The sequence below is a fragment of the Mesorhizobium sp. M0051 genome (assembly GCF_040323235.1).
Taxonomy (GTDB): domain Bacteria; phylum Pseudomonadota; class Alphaproteobacteria; order Rhizobiales; family Rhizobiaceae; genus Mesorhizobium.
Window position 1 is genome coordinate 1 of record NZ_JAMYUT010000054.1, and the last position, 19,500, is coordinate 19,500.

The window sequence follows — 19,500 nt, forward strand, 5'->3', positions numbered from 1 at the left end:
CGTCGATCCACGACGTGGCAAGCCGCGCCGGCGTGTCGGCCGCCACCGTCTCCAAGGTCATGGCCGGCGTCACCACGGTGAAGCCCGAGAACGCGCAGCGCGTCTTCGATGCCATCGAGCTGCTGGGCTACCGCATCGATCCGCTGGCTTCCGACATGCGCCGGGCCAAGCGCCGCATTATCGGCGCCATCATGCCCGAGTTCGAAAGCGAGTTCTTCGGCCAGATGATCACTCAGCTCGAAACCCACGCCGAGCAGCGCGGCTACACGCTGGTGGCGGCATCGAGCCGCGAATCCGAGGTGCGTGAAACGGAGATCCTGGCCCGCATGCATGACTGGCGAGTTGCCGGCGTGGTGCTGGCGCCAGTGCGCAACGAGCATGGCCCGGCTGCCGCATTCATGAAGGCCAACGGCATGACCGGCGTGCTGATCGACCGCGTGCTGTCCGACGACGCCTTCGACACCGTGTCGGCCGACAGCGCGGCCGCAAGTGCTGAGGTCGCGTGCGAGCTGATCGGCAAGGGCCACCGCCACATTCTGGTCGTCGGTCTTGGCGAACAGGCGGCGACCGTGCGCGCCCGCCTCGAGGGCTTTCGCGCCACCGCGCGGGCGCTGGCGCCGGATGTGCGCATCGACGTCGTGCTTGCCGAAAGCGATGTCGAGCCGCTCAGGGCGCAGTTGCGCGACTATTTTGCAAAGGGAGAGCGCCCGACAGCGGTCTATTCGCTGTTCCTCAAGGGCACGCTGGTGGCGCTCTCCGAATTTCGCCGCCGCGGCTGGCACTGCCCCAACGACATTTCGCTGATCGGCTTCGACGACGCCGAATGGATGCAGGTGACATGGCCGGCCATCGCCGCCGTGGTGCAGCCGATGCGCCAGATCGCCGGCCACGCCATGGAGGCGCTGTTTGCCAGGATCGAGGGCGGGGAGGGGCCGCCGATCGCGCGGCTCGAACCTTGCAAGGTTTTGATGCGGGAATCCGTTGGCTCGCCAGGTAACGTCCCGCATTCCGGGGGAGGAGACCGACAATAGCCCCCATTGTCGACAACCAGTAGCGCTGCACCTGGCCTTGGCTCGCGGCACGTGACGTCAACCGGAGGATGAAAAATGACACCGTTCGTTATGAAGATAAATCGATTTACCTTGGCTCTGTGCGTTGCGATGGTGCTCTGCGCCATCAGCGCGGCCAAGGCGGAGGATGGTGAATACGGCGTGCTGATGAAGACGCTCGCCAATCCGTTCTGGGGCGCAATGGGCAAGGGCGTCGAGGACGGCGCCAAGGAAGCTGGCGTGAAATATTTCCAGCAAGCGGCCGAAAGCGACCAGGCGGCCGAGCCGCAGCTCAACCTCTGCAACACGATGCTCGAACGCAAGCCGGTGGCGATGATCACCGCCGCCATCAACTCGACCAATCTGCTTCCTTGCCTGAAGACCGCGCAGGATGCCGGCATCAAGATCGTCGATCTCGACAACAATCTCGATCAGGCGGTGCTCGACAAGGAAGGTATCAAAGTCACCTTCCACATCGGCTCCGATAATGTCGCGGCCGGCGCGCAAGGCGCCGAATATCTCGTTTCCAAGCTAGGCAAGGACGCCAAAGGCCCGGTGCTGGTGATCGAAGGCCTTTCGGGCAACATCACCGGCGAGAAGCGCGCCAAGGGTTTTGCCGACAAGCTCAAGGAGCTGGCACCAGGGTTGGAAATCGTCGCGTCGCTGCCGGGCGACTGGGACCGCGGCAAGGCGGCCTCGATCGCCACTGATACGCTGACGGCGCATCCCGATCTCGTTGCCATCTTCTGCGCCAATGACGGCATGGCGCTGGGCGCGGTCGAATCCGTCTATGCCGCCGGCAAGGGGCCGCAGGTGACCATCATCGGCGTCGACGGCAATTCGGATGCGGTGAAGTCGATCAAGGACGGGCGGCTCAACGCCTCGGTGGCACAGCTGCCTTACCTCGTCGGCAAGCAGGCGGTCGAAAACGTCAAGAAGGCGCTGGCGGGCGACAAGGTCGAGGACAGCATCGCCGTGCCAACCCTGGTGCTGACCAAGGATGTGCTCGATGCCGGCAAGGAGCCGATGCTCGAATACGTGAAATAGTCCTCCCGGACTGGGCTGGCGCGGGGTTAGCCTGCGCCAGCCACCTCTTTCAAAGGTGAGGCAAATGGCTTCTGAAATGGCACAGCCTGGGTTCTGGGCTCGGGTGCAGCGTGCGTCCGTCGAACGGCTCCATATAAGGCTGGAGTCGCTGGTGGTGCTGCTGGCGCTGAGCGCGGCGATGGCGGTGCTGTCGCCGTACTTCCTGTCGCTCAGCAATTTTCTCAACATCCTGCTGGCGACGTCAACGATCGGCGTGCTGGCAATCGCCGCCACCTTCGTCATTGGCTCGGGCGGGCTTGATCTGTCGCTCGGCTCGGTCATGGGACTTGCCGGTGTTGCGGGCGCATTCATTGCCGTCAACCTCGGCTGGCCTTCGGTGTTCGCGGTCGCCGCTTGCATCGTGGCCGGCGGGCTGGCGGGTTATATCAACGGGCAATTGGTCACTCGCGCCTTCGTACCAGCCTTCATCGTCACGCTCGGCATGCTTGGGCTGGCGCGCGGTCTGGCGCTGGTGATCTCGCAGGGCAGGGCGATCTACGGGCTGCCTGCGGCGATCGTCTATATCGGTCAGGGGCGGCCGTTTGGCATTCCAATGCCGGTCATCCTGCTGGTGCTCACAGCTATCATCGCGCATTGCGTGCTTGCATACACGCGCTTCGGCCGCCACACGCTGGCGCTCGGCGATAGCGAAGGCGCTGCGCGCGCCGCCGGTATCCGCATCGAACACCATCGCCGCATCATCTATACGCTGTCCGGGGCGCTTGCCGGTCTCGCCGGCCTTCTGTTCACGGCACGCGTCAACGCCGGCGACCCGACCGCCGGCATCAACTATGAGTTGACGGCGATCACCGCGGCGATCATCGGCGGCACCAATCTGTTCGGCGGCCGCGCCTCGATCCTCGGCACGATGATCGGTGCGCTGATCATGGGCGTGCTGCAGAACGGGCTGACGCTGCTTGCCGTGCAATCCTATTACCAGCAAATGGCGATCGGCGCCGTGCTGATCCTTGCGGTGTTCATCGACCAGTATCAGGTGCGGAAGGAGTCACGCGTATGACCCTTCTCACCCTCCATGGCATCCGCAAGAGTTTTGGCGCCGTCGATGTGCTGCACGGCGTCGACCTCTCGGTCGAAGCGGGCGAGGTGGTCGGCCTTGTCGGCGACAATGGGGCCGGCAAATCGACGCTGATGAAGACCATCACAGGCATCTACCGCGCCGATACCGGATCGATCGAACTCGACGGCAAGGACATCCAGCCGCTCGATCCCGGCCAGCGGCGCGAGCTCGGCATCGAGATGATCTACCAGGATCTGTCGCTGGCCAAGCAGCAGGACGTGGCAGCCAACATCTTTCTGGGCCGCGAGCCGACCAGAAAACTGTTCGGGCTGTTTCCCGGCTTTGTCGACAAGGCAGAGATGGACCGCCAGGCGGCAAAGATGATTGAGCGGTTAGGGGCGCATTTGCCGTCGATCAACCGCTCGGTCGGCTCGTTCTCGGGCGGCCAGCAGCAGACGGTGGCGATCGCCCGGGCGCTGACTTTCAATCCGAAACTGGTGATCATGGACGAGCCGACTGCGGCGCTCGCCGTGCGCGAGGTGCAGAGCGTGCTCGATCTCATCCGTCGGCTGAAGTCGGAAGGCATCGCCGTCATCCTGATCTCGCACCGGCTGAACGACGTGCTTTCGGTCACCGACCGCATCGTGGTGCTGCGCCACGGGCGGGCTGATGCCGATCTCGTCACAGCCAGGACCAATATGAACGAAGTCGTCAGCCGCATCGTCGGCGGCGGCGATACCGGTGCCGCCGCGGCGCACGAACAACGAGGCTGACCGATGAATGTTTTTGGATTGCATACTTTCGCCATTGCTCCGGTCTGGGACCTTGACCTGATCGAGCCACAGATGGAGCGGCTGAAGGAACTCGGCATCGGCCTGCTCGAGATCCCGCTGCTGCGACCCGAGGAGATTGACACCAAGCAGACACGCGCCTTCGCCGAACGCCAGGGTATCGAGCTCATACCATCGCTCGGCCTGCCGCGCGCGCTCGACGTGGTCGAGCGGCCGGATGAGGCGCTGGCTTTCCTCGAGCTGGCCTTCGGGGTTTGCGAAGCGGTCGGCAGCGCGGCGCTCGGCGGCGTCACCTATGGCACGATCGGCAAGACCTCGGGCCGTGCGCCGACCACGGCAGAAATCGACGGCATGTGCCGATTCCTCGGGCGCGCGGCGAAGGCTGCCAAGGCGCATGGGTTGAAGCTCGGTATCGAGCCTTGTAACCGCTACGAGACACATCTGATCAACCGCGGCATCGATGCGGCAAGGATTATCGAGCGCGTCGGCGCCGGCAACGTCTTCATCCACCTCGACACCTACCACATGCATATCGAGGAGGAGAGCTTTGCCGCCGGCTTCGCCGCGGCGGCACCCTTCCTCGGCTACGTCCATGTCTCGGAGGCCAATCGCGGTGTGCCGGGGCGCGGCATGCTCAACTGGCGGGCGTGCATGAAGGCGATATCAGACATCGGCTACACCGGCGCCATTACGCTGGAAAGCATGAACCATGTCGATGTCGACATTGCCGGCGGACTGGCGGTGTGGCGTCCGGTGGCGGAAGATCCGCGCGAGGTCATCGAAGTCGGGCTGCCATTCCTGCGCGATGCGGCGCGCCAGGCCGGACTGACGTTGGGCTGACTACCTTCGGGCTTGCACACGCGCCGCGTCGAGCGCCCTTCGGTGGGCAAAGCACAATGCGCAGCTCACCCCCGTCGCGCTGTTTACTTCTCAGTGCTCGATGCCGGAGCAAGGGTCCTCCGAGGGCAGCGAGTCACCGACTCGAATCCGAATCCGATTGGGTGCACCAATAATTCGCAAAGTGTCCGAGGGTTCGGGTCGGTAGGGCGCTACGATCGCACTTGCGCAGTACCGTGACGTCCTGATTGGTACCAGCCTGGTCCGCCCCAAAAACGCGATCGGACGTGGCTCCGTGACGCGGGCCAACTTCGGCCAGGATCATCCGCGCGGACCAGGGACTGAGTTGCGATTGTCGCTGCAGCAGACCATCGAGCCCATTGGATCGAGCGGCTTGATGCTTGCCCGTCTGATCGAGATACATCCCGTCGCTAAAGTGCCATATAGACACGATGGGTCCTCTTCGCGCCATTTTTTCCAAACGATTGGCGCTTCCTGCTCAAATGAACGTCGCCTTTCCAACCTCCGGGGCAGCATGTCAGTTCGCAGATTCCCGATGCTGGAAGAACTGCAAAAACAGTTCCCGCTCGGTGGTGATGTCGAGCTTTTCGTAGATGCGCCGGCGATGGTTCTTGACCGTGCCGACTGTGATGCCGAGGCGCTCGGCGATGTTCGCCGTCGGATGGCCGGCGAGGATCAGCTGGACGAGCTCCCGCTCGCGCAACGACAACTCCGGCCACAGGCTGGCTGGGATGGTCGGCTCTTGCCGGGGTGAGGCGCCGGGGCCCGTCGGCGCTGACGTGCGGGAGAATTCGGTTCCGCGTGCCTTGATGTCGAGCGCATGCAACGCCTCGAACACCGGCAGCCGCTCATTCAGAAGTGAGATCTCGCTGTCCTTGAATGAAGTGGTCGAGCGGTCGAGGAAGATGCCGAGGCACCAGTCGCCGCCATCCGCCAGCATGATGCCGACCTCGTCGCAGATTTCCGACTGTGCCAGGAAGCCGGCTATGTACTGGCCGCGCTTGGCCTCGTCGTCGGCGAGCCGTTTCAGCGGCATGATGCCCAGCCTTCGCTCGCGCCGCCACGAGGCATAGAACGGATCGAAGACATAATAGCTGGCGAGGTAGCGCTGGACCATTTCGTCCGAGAAGCGCCGGTGCTTGACGAATTCCGGCGTCTGGGTCGCCGAATAGCGCGTCACGGTGACGAGGTCGTGCTCGATGTCAGCGCCGATCAGATCGATCAGGCAGTCGACATGCCTGTCCGTGCCGGTGGCGGCGATCGCTTTGGCGAGCGGCGCCCAGATATTGCCCATGCGCATGCCCTTTTCTCGGCGATGTCAGCCCAGCCGTCATTGTGTCTTTAGGCATATGGCGCGAGGCCGCCCGTCGAATCTAGCCTAGCGTCAACCTAGACCAGATCCCGAGGCGACCGTGACCCATCCCAATCTCACCGCCCCCATCGTCGGCAACCCGCCAATCATCGGCAATCCAATCGTCATCGGTATCGACGCCGGCGGCACCATGACCGACACGATCCTTGTCGATCAGGACGGCCACTTCAAGATCGGCAAATCGGCAACCACGCCGAAGAACGAAGCCGAGGGGTTCCTGGCCTCCGCGGAGGACGCGGCCGATGCATGGGGCATTTCGCTGGAATCGCTGTTTTCCGGCGTCAATGTCGTGCTCTATTCCGGCACCGGCATGCTCAACACGCTGTTGTCGCGCACCGGCCGCCGGCTTGGTCTGATCACCACCAAGGGCCTCGAGGACATGATCCTGATGGGCCGCGGCCTGCAGGCCTGGGCCGACTATTCCTATGCCGACCGCCTGCATGCGGTGACCCATCATCATCCCGATCCGCTGGTGCCGCGCCGCCGCACCCATGGCGTCACCGAGCGCATCGACCAGTTCGGCGATATCGTGCTGCCGCTCTACGAGCATGAGGTTTCCGCCGCCGCCAAGAAGCTGATCGCCGACAAGGTCGAAGCGATCTGCATCATGACGATCTTCTCGCACGTCAATCCGGTGCACGAGAAGCGCATCGCCGAGATCTGCCGCGAAGAGGTCCAGAAGGCCGGTGCCGACGTCACCGTCTACACCAGCCACGAGGTCCGCCCGGTCATCCGCGAGCAGTCGCGGCTGAACTCGGTGCTGATCGAGGCCTACGCGACCTCGCGCGGCCGCGAGCAGCTCAAGGGGATCGAGGACGTCTCGAAGAAATACGGCTTCAAATACGGCGTCCAGACTTTGCTGTCGTTCGGTGGCCTGACCTCGATCAACCATCCGCGCCTGCACGAAACCATGATCTCCGGCCCGATCGGCGGCATCCTCGGCGCTGCCTATGTCGGCAAGCTGATCGGCAATGATTCGCTGATCTGCTCGGACATGGGCGGCACCTCCTTCGACATGGGCGTCATCACGCGCGGCCAGACGCGGATCGAGAACGAGCCGCTGATGGACCGTTTCAAGCTCAACGTGCCGACGCTGCATCTGGACACCATTGGTGCGGGCGCCGGCATGATCCTCAAGGTCGACCCGCTGACCAAGAAGGTCTCGCTCGGGCCGGAAAGTGCCGGCTCCGATCCCGGCCCGATCTGTTTCGATCGCGGCGGCACCGAGCCCACCATCGCCGACTGCGACGCCATCCTCGGCCGCCTCAACCCGCACTATTTCCTCGGCGGCAAGGTCGTGCTGCAGGTCGAGAAGGCCCGCAAAGCCTTCCAGGAGAAATGCTCCGACATATTGGGCGTCGGGCTGGAGGAAGCCGCCGAAGGCATGATCGACATGCTTGAATCCGATGCCAACAACGCGCTGCGCCGCGTCATTTCAGGCCAAGGCATCCATCCTTCGGAGTTCACGCTGCTCTCCTATGGCGGCTCCGGCCCACTGCATCTGGCCGGTTGCTCCAGGGGAATCGGCTTCAAGGACATCATCACCTTTCAGTTTGCCGCCGCCTTCTCCGCCTTCGGCTGCACCACGGCCGATTTCATGCGCCGTCATTCGGTGTCGACGCAGCACGATATTCCCTCGCGTGCCGACGAGGCGACGTTGGCCGCTTATGGCGCCAGGGTCACGACGGTCTGGAACGACCTGACCAAGGCCGCGGTGGACGAAATGATCGCCGACGGCCACGCGCGCGAGAAGATCAGGACGGTGCCGTTCCTGATGATGCGCTACACTGGCCAGCTCGAGGACGTCGAAGTCATGGCGCCGCTTCCCGAGGTCAATTCGGCCGATGAAATGCGCAAGGTCATCGACGAGTTCGAGGCGGTCTATGCCAAGGTCAACCATCGCGTGTCGCGCTACGGCGAAGCTGGCTTCACCATCACCGAGCTCGGCCTGATCGCCACCGCCGACAAGGTCAAGCCGGTGCTGCTCAAGCGGCCGCTCGGCGCCTCCAATCCGGCAGCCGCCCACAAGGGCATGCGCGAGGCCTATATCGCCGGGCGCTGGCACAAGGCCAATCTCTACGAAATGGATTTGCTTCAGCCCGGCCATGAAGTGATCGGCCCGGCCATCATCGAACATCCCGCCACCACGCTCGTCGTTCATCCGCAGGACCGCGTCCATGTCGATGAATGGACGCTGCTGCACTACACCCACGCTTGAGAGGGCGACCGCCATGTTGGACAAACCTGCCTCGGCCCTGCGCCTTCGCGAAAGGCTGCTCGATTCCGAACGGTTGATGGAAGAGACCGGCTGCTATGACGGCATCACCGAGCTCTCACTGCGCAACCAGGATCCGCTGAAATTCGAGACGCTGCATACAAAGCTGCGCGCCTATTGTGTCTCGGCACGCGAGATGGCCCGCCGCATCTCGGCCTCGCCCGGCGTGCGCGAAGTCGGCGAAATGGTGGTCGCCATCTACACGCCCGAGGGCGACGCCATCGCGCTCTCCAACGGCATTATGGTGCATGTCCACACGATGAGCCGCTTCATCAAATGGATGATCAAGAACAACTACGAGGAAAATCCACGCATCCGTGAAGGCGACATCTTCGCCAACAATGACGCTTTCATCGGCACCGTGCAGGTGCCGGACGTGATGGACGTGGTGCCGATCTTCCATGAAGGCACGCTGGTCGGCTGGGCCGGCGCTGTCTGCCACGAGCTGGAAGCCGGCGGCATCACGCCGGGCGGCGACGTGTGTCTCGCGCAGGAGCGCTTCACCGAAGGCCTGTTCGTCTGCGCCGAGAAGATCGGCGAGAATGACGAGATCCGCCGCGACTACGTCATCCGCTGCGAGCGCAATCTGCGCATGCCGATCTACTGGGTGCTGGATGAGAAGGCCAAGGTCGCCTCCTGCATCGACATGCGCGAAAGCGTCAAGCAGCTGATCTCCGAGATCGGCCTCGACTACTGGATGAAAGTGTCGAAGGAGTTCATCGAGGAGGGCCGCCGCGCCCAGCTCGCCCGTACCCGCCAGCTTACCGTGCCCGGCATCTATCGCGGCCACACCTTCTATGGCCACGTCACATCAGGCAAGCCCGGCTTCCAGCTGCTCGGCGATCCGGACTGGCTCTACAACATCCCGATCGAGATGGAGATCACCACCGACGGCAAGATCACCATGGACTTCGAGGGCACCCAGCCCTGGGGCTACCATTCGATGAACTGCACGCCGGCCGGCATGGATGGCGGCATGTTCGTCACCTTGACCCAGCACATGAATTTCGAGGGCCTGGTCAATGACGGCGCCTGGATGGCGACCGAACTGAAATTGCCGCACGGCACCTGGACCAATCCCGACAACGAGATGGTGGCGACAGCCACATCATGGGCGCTGCTGCTGCCGGCTTACGGCGTGTTCCAGCGGCTGCTGTCGCGCAGCTTCGTCGCCCGTGGTTTCGTCGAGGAAGCCTTCGTCGGCCAGGTCAACAGCCCGATGATCGAGATGGGTGGCGAGAGCCAATACGGCACACCGTTCGGCATGGCGCATTTCGAATGCGCCGCCGCCGGTTCCGGCGCGCTCGCCATCAAGGACGGTCTCGACACCGCCTATGTCGGCTGGAATCCGGAATCCGACATGGGCAACATCGAGGTCTGGGAGCAGTCGATGCCGATGGTCTATATCGGCCGCTCGATCGTGCCGAATTCCGGCGGCGCCGGAAAATATCGCGGCGGCTGTTCCTTCGTCTCGACCTGGCTGATCAACAAGACCTCGCATCTTCGCCTGCACACCTCGGAGCACTCCTCAAGAGTGTTCGACAATGGCGGCCTGTGCGGCGGCTATCCGGCGCCAACCTGCCAGAAGCATCGCGCGGTGCGCAATTCCAACATTCACGAGCTGGCCGCCAAGGGCGAACCGTTGGCGCATGCGCCGGGTATTGATCCGCATGTCTCGGATTACGAGAAGCACATTGGCGGCGATCATTTCGTGGTCGAAGGGCCGTATATCACTGCCCCGCACAAGGAAGGCGATATCTTCAGCCATTCCTATAATGGCGGCGGCGGCTATGGCGATGTGCTGGAGCGCGATCCGATCAAGACCGCATGGGACGTCGAGAATGGTTTTCTCACCCGTGAGGCGGCAGACCAGGTTTTCGGCATCGTGCTGAACGACGACGCCGACGGTTATCCGGTTGCCGATATCGACGCCACCGTCAAGCGCCGCGCCGCCATGCGCAAGGAGCGTCTGGCCAAGGCGATCCCGGTTTCAGCCTGGATCGCCAAGGAGCGCTGCCGTGTCGAGAAGGCCGACTTCGCACCGGAGGTGAAGAAAATGTATGCCAGCGCGATCAAGCTTTCGTCGCGCTTCACCAAGGAATTCAGTGATTTCTGGAACGTCGATGCCAGATCCATCTTCATGCCGGGAGCAAAGCCATGACCTCGTATAGCAAGGAAGTCATCCGCGATCTGGCTGCCGGCCAACTGCCCTGGCCGCAGACAAGGCGCATCATGAGCGCCTACAAGGACGATGATCGCTTCTTTAAGATGGTCGCCGTCTATCAGGACCGCGTTGCGTGGAAGGATCCGATCCTGCTGCCGGTCTCGGATCATCTATTCATCTGCCAAAGTGGTGACGAGCGGATAACCCGCTGCGAGTGCGGCCATTCCTTCGGCGACTACCGCAGGAACTGGAAGCTGAACGCAGCGATCAACGTCCGCAACACCGAGGAGGCGTTGCGCGAGATCTATCCGAACAGCGACCTTCCCGATCCCCAATGGATGGAGATCCGCGAATTCATCTGCCCTGAGTGCGGCACGTTGCACGAGGTCGAGGCGGCGGCGCCCGGCTATCCGATCGTCCATGATTTCGAACCCGACCTCGAAGGTTTCTATCGCGAATGGCTGGGCAAACCACTCGAAGGAAGCTGATGTTGTGAACCGCGTCGCAGGCAAGGTAGCACTCGTCACCGGGGCCGGAATGGGCCTCGGGCGGGCGGCTGCGTTGCTGCTTGCAGCGGAGGGAGCCAGGCTCGTCGTCACCGACATCGATGAGAAGGCCGCTGGCGAGACGGCCGATCTGATTGCTCAGAACGGCGGCGAAAGCCTCTCGCTTCGCCACGACGTTTCAAACCCCGACGAATGGCCGCTGGTGATGGCGGCGGTGACGAAGCAATTTGGGCGACTCGATGTGCTGGTCAACAATGCCGGCATCGCCATCGCCAGGAACATCGAGGACACCACGCTGCAGGAGTGGCGGCGCACCATGGCCGTCAATCTCGACGGCGTCTTCTTCGGTTGCCAGCAAGGCATCGCCCTGATGAAGCAATCGGGCGGCGGCTCGATCATCAACCTGTCCTCCATCGACGGCATCATCGGCGAGGCCGATCTTGCCGCCTATTGCGCCTCCAAGGGCGGCGTGCGGACACTGACCAAGGCGGTGGCCGTCCACTGCGCCGAAAAGCGCTACGGTATCCGCTGCAATTCCATCCATCCCGGCTACATCTGGACGCCTCAGACCGAAAACTATCTGCGCGATCTCGGCACGCTCGACCAGGAGAAGGCCAAGGCGCTCGCCCGCCACCCGATCGGGTTCCTCGGCGAGCCCAACGACATCGCCTACATGGTTCTCTACCTCGCCTCGGAAGAATCCAAATTCGTCACCGGCTCCGAGATGGTCGTCGATGGAGGCTATCTTGCCGTGTGAATCTCAACCCTTTTCGGGCCTGTCTGCCCGCACCAAACTGTTCGGAGACCACGCCTGATGAAAAACCTTTTTGGCCGCAGCGCGATCGTCACCGGCGGGTTTTCGGGCGTGGGTTTCGCCATCGCCACGGCGCTAGCCGAGGCCGGCGCCAATGTTGCCGTCGGCTCCTACATCGCGCCCGCTGGCACTGATAAATCCGATGCCGCTTATTATCCGGATGCGGACGAGATCGAGCGCGTGCGTTCAGCCCTTTTGGCCCATGGCACCAAGGTTCACGCCGCCCATCTCGACGTGCGCGACAGCGACCTCACCAATCGCTTCGCGGCGGAAGCCGAGGCCGCTGTCGGCCCCGCCGACATTCTGGTCAACGCCGCCGGCACCACGGTCGAGCAACCTGTCTGCGGCCATTCCGATGCGCTGTGGGACAAGATCGTCGACACCAACCTTACCGGCGCTTTCCGCACCACCCGCGCGGTGCTGCCCGGCATGATCCGGCGCGGCTGGGGGCGCATCGTCAACATCGGCTCGACGGCGGCTTCCGTCGGCTGGAAGGACAACCCAGCCTACTGCGCCTCAAAGGCCGGACTTCTCGGCCTGACCCGCTGTGTGGCGCTGGAGGGCGCGGCACATGGCGTGACCTGCGTCATGATCAGCCCGACCTGGGTCGAGACCGAACTGATGCGCCGCAATGTGGCGCAGGTCGTCGAGCGCGAGGGCAAGGGGCGCACGGCGGAGGAAGCGATGGCTGAAATCGCCAGGGGCAACCCGCAGCAGCGCATGCTGCAGCCGCAGGAGATCGCGGCTTTGGCCGTCTTCCTGTGCTCGGATCTGGCCAAGGGCATCACCATGGAAAACATACAGATCACCGGCGGAGCGTTGTGGTAGCGTTCTCGGCGGATGGTTGCGGCCTTCATGGGAGAGGCCCGCATAAGACAAGGAAAAGTCCAACCGACAGGGGAACTGATATGAAAAGGACCAATGTCTTGAAAGGCGCCGGCATCGGGCTGGCGCTGCTGCTTGCAGCCAACACTCAAGGGCGAACCGCCGAACTCGGCGCCAAGGACGAGCCGATCAAGCTCGCCATGCTCGAATGGACCGGTGCCCACGTATCCACCCACATCGCCGGCCAGTTGCTCCAAAAGATCGGCTACAAGGTCGAATACGTCACCGCCGGCAACTTCCCGCAATTCTCCGGCCTTGCCGACGGCTCGCTCAGCGCGTCGGTCGAGATATGGCTGAACAATGTCGGCGATATCTATCCAAAGGTGCTGGCCGAAAAGAAGATCGAGGACATCGGCAAGCTCGACCTCGAAACGCGCGAAGGCTGGATCTATCCGAAATTCATGGAAACGGTCTGCCCGGGTCTGCCCGACTGGTCGGCACTGACCAAGCCCGAATGCGTGCAGGCGCTGTCGACGCCCGAAACGGCGCCCAACGGACGCTTCCTCGACTATCCGGCCGACTGGGGCTCGCGCGCCGCGACCATCCTGGCCGACAACAACATGCCTTATACCGCCGTTCCGGCAGGGTCCGAAGGCGCATTGGTCGCCGAGCTTGAATCCGCCGAGGCGGCCAAGTCTCCGCTGGTCATGATGTTCTGGGGCCCGCACTATGCGCTCGCCGAAAACGACGTTGGCTGGATCACCATGCCGCCGTGCAAGGAACAGACCAATGAGCATTGCATCACCCCGCCTGATGTTGACAAGATCGTCTGGTCGGGTTTCGGCGCAAAATGGCCCGCCGCCTATGCCTTCCTCAAGGCCTTCAAGATGGACGCCACCGAACAGCAGAAGATGATGCTCGCCGTCGACAAGGACGGCAAGGATCTCGACGCTGTCGTCAAGGAATGGGTCGGCAAGAACGAGGCCGTCTGGAAGCCTTGGATCGCCGCTGCCAAGGGATAGACGCCTTGATGTCCCGCCACTTGGGCGGTAGTCGATTTGCCAACCCGGCTTCGCATCGATGCGTGGCCGGGTTCTGGCCGCACGAGGGCTTCACGCAATGAACGCCGCCGCCCCATCAATCAAGCTGGCCTGTCGCAATGTTTGGAAGGTCTATGGGCGGCGCCCCGCCTACTATTTCGATTCACGCGGCTACATCATCGAGCCGGACGCGCTGGCCGAGCGGTTGCGTTCGGAGGCGCATCTGCCAGCGGTGGTCGACGCCACTTTCGAGGTCGTGACCGGCGAGATCTTCGTGATCATGGGGCTCTCCGGCTCCGGCAAGTCGACGCTGGTGCGCTGCCTGTCGCGACTGGTCGAGCCGAGCGCCGGCGAAATCCTGCTCGATGGCCAGGACCTGCTCAAGGCCACCGGCAAGGAGCTTATCGAACTGCGCCGCCACGCCATGGGCATGGTGTTCCAGAATTTCGGCCTGCTGCCGCATCTCACCATTCTCGGCAATGTGGCGTTTCCGCTGAAGATCCAGGGCAAACCGGTGAAGGAACGCGAAGCCCGCGCCCGCGAGATGATTGCGCTGGTCGGTCTCGAAGGCCGCGAGGCGTCGTTTCCACATCAGCTTTCAGGCGGCCAGCAGCAGCGTGTCGGCATCGCCCGCTCGCTCGCCGTCGGCCCGGAACTGTGGTTCCTCGACGAGCCGTTCTCCGCACTCGATCCGCTCATCCGCCGGCAGATGCAGGACGAGTTCCTGCGCCTGCAGCGCATGCTGAAGAAGACCATTGTCTTCATCACCCACGACATGGCCGAAGCCTTCCGGCTGGCCGACCAGCTGGCCATCATGCGCGCCGGCAAGATCGTCCAGATCGGCCGCCCGGCAGACATCGTGCTCAACCCGGCCGACGACTATGTCGCGCAGTTCACCGAGGACATGCCACTGCTGCGCGTCATCAGGGCCGGCGATCTCGCGACGCCGCTGGAAGGAGCAGCGGTGCCCGAAGAAAGCGTCGCTGCCGATGCCAGCTTGGAGGACCTCATTCCAAGGCTGGCCTCGGGCGTTCGCGCTTTCAGCGTGGCGGGCGAGGGCGCTCCCCCGCCGGCGCTGCTGACCGCCGGCGCCGTGCTTGCCGTGCTGGAGCGGGAACACACAAGGCGGACCCGGTCATGACGGCACCGGCCGCATCGTTTCGATCCTCGCAGAGGGTCGCAATCGAGCCGGCCCTTCTGCCATGGTGCGCGCTGATCGTGCTGACCGCGCTGTGTCTCGCCCTCAAGACCGATTTCCCCTGGCTGGTGACGTTTCCCAAGGAGTGGACCTTGCCGCTCGCGGCAGGCGTGAACGTGGTCACCGATGCTGTCGTGACCGTCGTCCAGCCGGCATTCCGGGCCCTCTCCGCCGCGCTCGAAGCGCCGATGCGAGGCGCCCGTCTCGTCCTGGTCTGGCTGCCATGGCCGGCGGTAATACTGGCGGTCGCGGCGCTGGCGCTGAAATCAAGCGGCATCAGGCTGGCGGTCTTTGCGTTGCTGGCTTTGACCTACATACTCTTTGCTGGCTATTGGCCGCAAAGCATGAGCACGCTGTCATTGGTGCTGCTCGCCGTGCCGATCTCCACCGCGCTCGGCTTCGCGCTTGGTGTGCTCGGCCACACCAGGCCCGGCCTGCGCCCGATGCTGCTCGGCGCGCTTGACCTGATGCAGACCGTGCCGGCCTTTGCCTATCTCATCCCGCTGCTGCTGCTATTCGGCTTCGGCCCGGTGGTCGGGTTGATCGCCAGCGCCATCTATGCGACGCCGCCGATGGTGCGCAACACCATGCTCGGCCTTGACCGCGTGCCTTCCGATATCAGTGAGGCCGGGTTGATGAGCGGCTGCACGCGCCGCCAGCAATTCTGGCATGTCGAAGTGCCGACCGCGTTGCCGCAGATCCTCGTCGGCTTCAACCAGACGACGATGGCCGCATTGTCGATGGTCATCGTCGCCGCCATCATAGGTGGCTTCGAGGACATCGGCTGGGAGGTGCTGTCATCGATGCGCAAGGCCGAGTTCGGCCAGAGCATCCTGTCGGGCCTGGTGATCGCGCTGCTCGCCATCCTCATCGACCGGCTAACCATCGGCTTTGCCAAGGCGCGTCCGGCCGGGCCGACGGCGGCCATGACATGGATGACCGGCCGCCGGCTGGCAATTGTCCTGGTCCTCGCCGCAGTGCTGGCGATTGCCATACGCCTCTTGTGGCCGAACGAAACCTTGCTGCCGGCCAGTGGGCTGCGCATGCAGGTCGGCGGCATCAATCAATGGCTGCTGGGCCTCGTGCGCGACTATGCCTGGTTCTTCGACGGCCTACGCAACGGCGTTCTCTATTGCCTGCTGCTACCGCTCAGGATCGGCATATCGGGGGCTGCGGTTCCCGCCATCTGGGGGGTCACGCTCTCGCCGACCGCGGACGCAACCTATGCTGTCGCCGTCCTGCTCGCCTGCGCCTTGCTGCTGCATCGCTTCAACTGGCGGCCGGCACTGGCGCTGCTGGTCGCCGGCGCGCTGCTCTACACGGGCTTTCTAGGCTTTCCCTGGCCGGTTTTCATCCTCGGCATTGCCCTGCTCGCCTTTCAGGTCGCGGGCCTTCGGCTGGCGCTTTTTGCCGCCGCCGGGTTCGTGCTGATCCTCGTCAACGGGCTGTGGGGAGCGCTGGTCCAGTCCCTCTATCTCTGCACCCTGGCGGTGCTGCTATGCCTTGTCATCGGCGGCGCTCTCGGCGTCTGGGCCGCGCACAGCGAGCCCGTCTCGCGTACCCTGAAACCGATCTGCGACGCGCTGCAGACCATGCCGCAATTTGTCTTCCTCATCCCGGCGTTGATGTTCTTCAAGGTCGGCGAGTTCACCGCGCTGATCGCAATCATGCTCTACGCCATCGTGCCGCCCATCCGCTATGTCGAGCACGGGCTTCGGCATGTGCGGTCCGATGTCATGGAGGCGGTCGAGCAGATGGGGGCGACGCCTGCGCAAACCCTGCTCCAAGCGAAGCTGCCGCTGGCTTTGCCGGTCGTTATGCTGGGACTCAACCAGACCATCATGGCGGCATTGTCGATGCTAGCCATAGCGGCACTGGTCGGCACGCGCGATCTCGGACAGCAGGTCTATGTCGCGCTGGGCAAGGCGGATGCCGGCATGGGGCTGATCGCCGGGCTATCAATCGCCTTCCTGGCCATTCTCACTGATCGCTTGGTGCAAGCAGCGGTAGCGGGGCCGACAATGGATCTGTGATTCTTGATTACTAGCCTGCCATGACCGCGTTCTCTCAACGATCTGCCAACGTCCTCAGCGAGAGATACGGCCCACAGGACGTCTGTGGTTCGTCGCCTTCGTGCCGTTACAGAGAAGATTCCCACAACCAGCTGATACTATAGATAATTTGAATTCACGCGTGCCTGATCGGGAGCGGCAATGGCCGTGGGGTACCGAGCGGGATCATTGTGGAGAATGCTTCTCAAATTTATAAATGGTTGATTAAACTAAGTAATTCTACAGACGCCTGCACGCTGGTGCTGCCAACTGGGGCCCGGTGGTGGATGCGCAAACGAAACCATCACCGTTGATCATCCTAGCTCTCAAATGAGTCGCTTTGACGCACCGCGGTTCTGTTCGTCCCAGGCATCCAACTCTGCAATAGGGTAGAGAACAGCCTTGCCCATCTTAACGAAACTCGGCCCGACGCGCATTGAACGCCAGTTTCTTAGTGTGCCGGGAGAGATCTCCCCACGATAGCGTTCTGCGACCTCGTCCGGCGTTAGGAATTTGACTGGATCCATGAGCGACATCCCTTCGATGATCGGTAGCGGCCACGAGCGACTAAGCTTTGCGCCACACGTGGGCATTTGGCGCACTGCTTCTCACGCTCGTTCACGGCATCAGGTGCATTGCCAAGGGACAAATGGAAGTGCTTGCTCACAGTCATCGTAGAACCGGACAGCAAGGGCGGCAAATCGGACGGGAGGCACAAAGGCCAAATCGGCGTTTGTTGGATGGAGGCCCCATTCGAGTGGTCGAGTCGGTAGGCCGCTACGGCGCGAAAGGGAGCCCGTTGTCGAAGCGGATGAAAAGCGCTGGAACGCCTGACCCCAGCCCACCGCCAGACAGAACCCCGCTTCGGCGGGCTTTTGTTGGGGCGTTGGAAAAACCCGCTGCCAGGGAGGTGGCAGCGGGCTTTAAGCTCGCCGTGGGGAAGGGGGTGAGCTTGGTACCGCCATCGCTTGGGAGGGGTAGATGGCCGACAGCTAATAAATACCCATAGCCAAGCCGCGCCTCACTTGTGCGAGGGTGTTACTAGCCTAATCGAAGGCACTATCGGGGCACACGATGGTTTAGCCGCCCCGCTTAGCGCTGGGTAGAGCGCGACAGCCCGCTTTCGCTATTTACTGAAATTCTGTTGACCCGTTGCCAAACTCCGCGCGGCATCCTCAATTGCTGCCCGGTCATTGCCAAGCCGATCGATCAGGTCTTGTGCTTGTTCGGCCGTTATACCGGTGCGCATTGCCAACGCGTCAACGGTCAGCACGTCTGAACTGGGCGCTTCGCCACGCTTCGGCTTCTTGGCTCTTCTCGACAACACCGTCGCTCCGACAGAGCTTGGTTCGGTGACCGCCTGGCCGACCTGCAATTGCTCCTCGCGATCAATCTCTTGCGCGGCTGTGTGCCAATGTCTGTCTTGGTCGCCCTGCAGCCGTCCTTCGCGTTCCCAGATTTCATAGGCTCGTTGCTGAATTTTTTGGTGCCGATCGTCGCCCATCGTGATTTCTCCGTGCGGGTTACCCCTAAACGCGGGGTGCTTCGGAATGATCCGGCGCGGAATAGAGATTTTGGTGTGGCGGCGAATTAGGAACTGATCCGACATCGCCGTTGAGGGACAAACGACGCTTCGCCGCCACCATCTTCAACCCTCGCGCGGGCGGTAGGTTCCGTGGCTGCGGAATGAGCCTGCCTTGCTGGTCAAGGGCTTTTTTGTTGCGGGCCATTCAATAAAAAAGCCCGCTGCCGGGAGGAGGTGGCAGCGGGCTCGATCTCGAAGACGGTGCGGGAGGAGGTGCACCGCTTTCGGGTTGTCGGGTCTCATCTGGGAGGAGTAGACGGCCGACTGTTTAAGGTTATGGCAAATCAAAAATTGTGCAATGCACAAAAGGTTTATCGCACTGCAAAGTGTGCGAGACTCAATCTGCGTAAGGCGGATAGGTTCCGAGCGCGACACGTCGGACGATGGGAATGGAAACGCGCGTCGAAAGGAGAAGAAGCGGGGAAGGCCGTCTGCGTCTTCTACAAGCCCAACGAAAACAATGCACTAGACAAACATATTGGCTCCCCGGGCCGGACAAATTTGATAAATAGAACCGGGGCCAAAAGTTCCAGATAAGCATTGCTTTTCAGTCCCTTATGAGGACCGCTTCCCAAAGCAACGACCGCCTTGATGTATCTCAAGGGGTAGCAGCGGTGTATCTCTCAGTCAGCGTTGACGAGCGCTGCGACGACATTATGGCTCGTCAGAGGCTATGCCTCGACGTTTGGGTCCGACGCGTCGTATTTAATCGCAAATCCCGCATCGGTCGCGCTTCGCGCAATGAGATCGCCAAGTTGCCAGTCCGTGAGTTCGCACAGCGGCAGCATTCTCCTCACGGTGTGGCTGACCTCAGAAATCGAAATGCTCGGGCTACCAATGTTGTCGATGAGGTAACAGACAATCGCCT

At 62.6% G+C, this 19,500-nt stretch carries 17 protein-coding genes; 13 read left to right on the forward strand and 4 right to left on the reverse strand.

Annotated features, from left to right (window positions below):
• The 5 genes from NKJ90_RS31930 to NKJ90_RS31950 form a co-directional block, all read left to right on the forward strand.
• Positions 1-1,031, forward strand: a 1,031-nt coding sequence (locus tag NKJ90_RS31930) for a LacI family DNA-binding transcriptional regulator (protein ID WP_352487637.1), incomplete at its 5' end; no start/stop codon positions are given.
• Between the two features lie 75 nt (positions 1,032-1,106).
• Positions 1,107-2,096: a sugar ABC transporter substrate-binding protein gene (locus NKJ90_RS31935; RefSeq protein ID WP_352487638.1), complete on the forward strand. Its 990-nt coding sequence runs from the start codon at positions 1,107-1,109 to the stop codon at positions 2,094-2,096.
• 64 nt (positions 2,097-2,160) lie between these two features.
• Positions 2,161-3,153, forward strand: a complete 993-nt coding sequence (locus NKJ90_RS31940; protein ID WP_352487639.1) for an ABC transporter permease — start codon at positions 2,161-2,163, stop codon at positions 3,151-3,153.
• Positions 3,150-3,926 carry an ATP-binding cassette domain-containing protein gene (locus NKJ90_RS31945; RefSeq protein ID WP_352487640.1) on the forward strand — a complete coding sequence of 259 codons (777 nt, stop codon included), beginning with the start codon at positions 3,150-3,152 and terminating at the stop codon, positions 3,924-3,926. Before NKJ90_RS31940 ends, NKJ90_RS31945 begins: the two co-directional genes overlap by 4 nt.
• Before the next feature lie 3 nt (positions 3,927-3,929).
• A complete protein-coding gene (locus NKJ90_RS31950) occupies positions 3,930-4,784 on the forward strand; it encodes a sugar phosphate isomerase/epimerase family protein (protein ID WP_352487641.1) in 855 nt (284 codons plus the stop codon).
• Between the two features lie 535 nt (positions 4,785-5,319).
• On the opposite strand, the gene NKJ90_RS31955 is transcribed toward NKJ90_RS31950, so the two are convergent.
• The gene (locus NKJ90_RS31955; protein ID WP_352487642.1) at positions 5,320-6,102 is read right to left on the reverse strand and encodes a helix-turn-helix transcriptional regulator; all 783 of its coding nucleotides are present in this window, start codon (positions 6,100-6,102) and stop codon (positions 5,320-5,322) included.
• 160 nt (positions 6,103-6,262) lie between these two features.
• On the opposite strand from NKJ90_RS31955, the gene NKJ90_RS31960 reads away from it, so the two are divergent.
• The 8 genes from NKJ90_RS31960 to NKJ90_RS31995 all read left to right on the forward strand — a co-directional run bounded on the left by NKJ90_RS31960 (position 6,263) and on the right by NKJ90_RS31995 (position 17,029).
• Complete coding sequence (locus tag NKJ90_RS31960) at positions 6,263-8,392, forward strand: hydantoinase/oxoprolinase family protein (protein WP_352487653.1); 2,130 nt, start codon at positions 6,263-6,265, stop codon at positions 8,390-8,392.
• A gap of 13 nt (positions 8,393-8,405) precedes the next feature.
• Entirely contained in the window at positions 8,406-10,610 is a 2,205-nt protein-coding gene (locus tag NKJ90_RS31965; protein ID WP_352487643.1) for a hydantoinase B/oxoprolinase family protein, read from the forward strand.
• The gene (locus NKJ90_RS31970) at positions 10,607-11,101 is read left to right on the forward strand and encodes an acetone carboxylase subunit gamma (protein ID WP_352487644.1); all 495 of its coding nucleotides are present in this window, start codon (positions 10,607-10,609) and stop codon (positions 11,099-11,101) included. The genes NKJ90_RS31965 and NKJ90_RS31970 overlap by 4 nt, the downstream gene beginning before the upstream one ends.
• A gap of 4 nt (positions 11,102-11,105) precedes the next feature.
• On the forward strand, positions 11,106-11,876 hold the full coding sequence (locus NKJ90_RS31975; protein WP_352487645.1) for a glucose 1-dehydrogenase: 771 nt from the start codon (positions 11,106-11,108) through the stop codon (positions 11,874-11,876).
• 57 nt (positions 11,877-11,933) lie between these two features.
• The gene (locus NKJ90_RS31980; protein ID WP_352487646.1) at positions 11,934-12,761 is read left to right on the forward strand and encodes an SDR family NAD(P)-dependent oxidoreductase; all 828 of its coding nucleotides are present in this window, start codon (positions 11,934-11,936) and stop codon (positions 12,759-12,761) included.
• A gap of 80 nt (positions 12,762-12,841) precedes the next feature.
• On the forward strand, positions 12,842-13,780 hold the full coding sequence (locus NKJ90_RS31985; RefSeq protein ID WP_352487647.1) for an ABC transporter substrate-binding protein: 939 nt from the start codon (positions 12,842-12,844) through the stop codon (positions 13,778-13,780).
• Positions 13,781-13,877: 97 nt separating this feature from the next.
• Positions 13,878-14,939, forward strand: coding sequence for a quaternary amine ABC transporter ATP-binding protein (locus NKJ90_RS31990; RefSeq protein ID WP_352487648.1), 1,062 nt, complete (start codon positions 13,878-13,880; stop codon positions 14,937-14,939).
• On the forward strand, positions 14,936-17,029 hold the full coding sequence (locus NKJ90_RS31995) for an ABC transporter permease (RefSeq protein ID WP_352487649.1): 2,094 nt from the start codon (positions 14,936-14,938) through the stop codon (positions 17,027-17,029). Before NKJ90_RS31990 ends, NKJ90_RS31995 begins: the two co-directional genes overlap by 4 nt.
• A 344-nt stretch (positions 17,030-17,373) precedes the next feature.
• On the opposite strand, the gene NKJ90_RS32000 is transcribed toward NKJ90_RS31995, so the two are convergent.
• The 3 genes from NKJ90_RS32000 to NKJ90_RS32010 form a co-directional block, all read right to left on the reverse strand.
• The gene (locus NKJ90_RS32000; protein ID WP_352487650.1) at positions 17,374-17,574 is read right to left on the reverse strand and encodes a helix-turn-helix domain-containing protein; all 201 of its coding nucleotides are present in this window, start codon (positions 17,572-17,574) and stop codon (positions 17,374-17,376) included.
• Positions 17,575-18,173: 599 nt separating this feature from the next.
• Complete coding sequence (locus tag NKJ90_RS32005; RefSeq protein ID WP_352487651.1) at positions 18,174-18,551, reverse strand: DUF2934 domain-containing protein; 378 nt, start codon at positions 18,549-18,551, stop codon at positions 18,174-18,176.
• Between the two features lie 752 nt (positions 18,552-19,303).
• Positions 19,304-19,500: hypothetical protein (locus NKJ90_RS32010; RefSeq protein ID WP_352487652.1), on the reverse strand; the 197-nt coding region annotated here is incomplete at its 5' end.

Coding starts and splice junctions, on each gene's coding strand:
- NKJ90_RS31965 (WP_352487643.1), top strand. CDS start 8,406: ATGTTGGACAAACCTGCCTCGGCCCTGCGCCTTCGCGAAAGGCTGCTC.
- NKJ90_RS32000 (WP_352487650.1), bottom strand. CDS start 17,574: ATGGATCCAGTCAAATTCCTAACGCCGGACGAGGTCGCAGAACGCTAT.
- NKJ90_RS31995 (WP_352487649.1), top strand. CDS start 14,936: ATGACGGCACCGGCCGCATCGTTTCGATCCTCGCAGAGGGTCGCAATC.
- NKJ90_RS31950 (WP_352487641.1), top strand. CDS start 3,930: ATGAATGTTTTTGGATTGCATACTTTCGCCATTGCTCCGGTCTGGGAC.
- NKJ90_RS31955 (WP_352487642.1), bottom strand. CDS start 6,102: ATGCGCATGGGCAATATCTGGGCGCCGCTCGCCAAAGCGATCGCCGCC.
- NKJ90_RS31990 (WP_352487648.1), top strand. CDS start 13,878: ATGAACGCCGCCGCCCCATCAATCAAGCTGGCCTGTCGCAATGTTTGG.
- NKJ90_RS31945 (WP_352487640.1), top strand. CDS start 3,150: ATGACCCTTCTCACCCTCCATGGCATCCGCAAGAGTTTTGGCGCCGTC.
- NKJ90_RS31935 (WP_352487638.1), top strand. CDS start 1,107: ATGACACCGTTCGTTATGAAGATAAATCGATTTACCTTGGCTCTGTGC.
- NKJ90_RS31980 (WP_352487646.1), top strand. CDS start 11,934: ATGAAAAACCTTTTTGGCCGCAGCGCGATCGTCACCGGCGGGTTTTCG.
- NKJ90_RS32005 (WP_352487651.1), bottom strand. CDS start 18,551: ATGGGCGACGATCGGCACCAAAAAATTCAGCAACGAGCCTATGAAATC.
- NKJ90_RS31985 (WP_352487647.1), top strand. CDS start 12,842: ATGAAAAGGACCAATGTCTTGAAAGGCGCCGGCATCGGGCTGGCGCTG.
- NKJ90_RS31970 (WP_352487644.1), top strand. CDS start 10,607: ATGACCTCGTATAGCAAGGAAGTCATCCGCGATCTGGCTGCCGGCCAA.
- NKJ90_RS31940 (WP_352487639.1), top strand. CDS start 2,161: ATGGCTTCTGAAATGGCACAGCCTGGGTTCTGGGCTCGGGTGCAGCGT.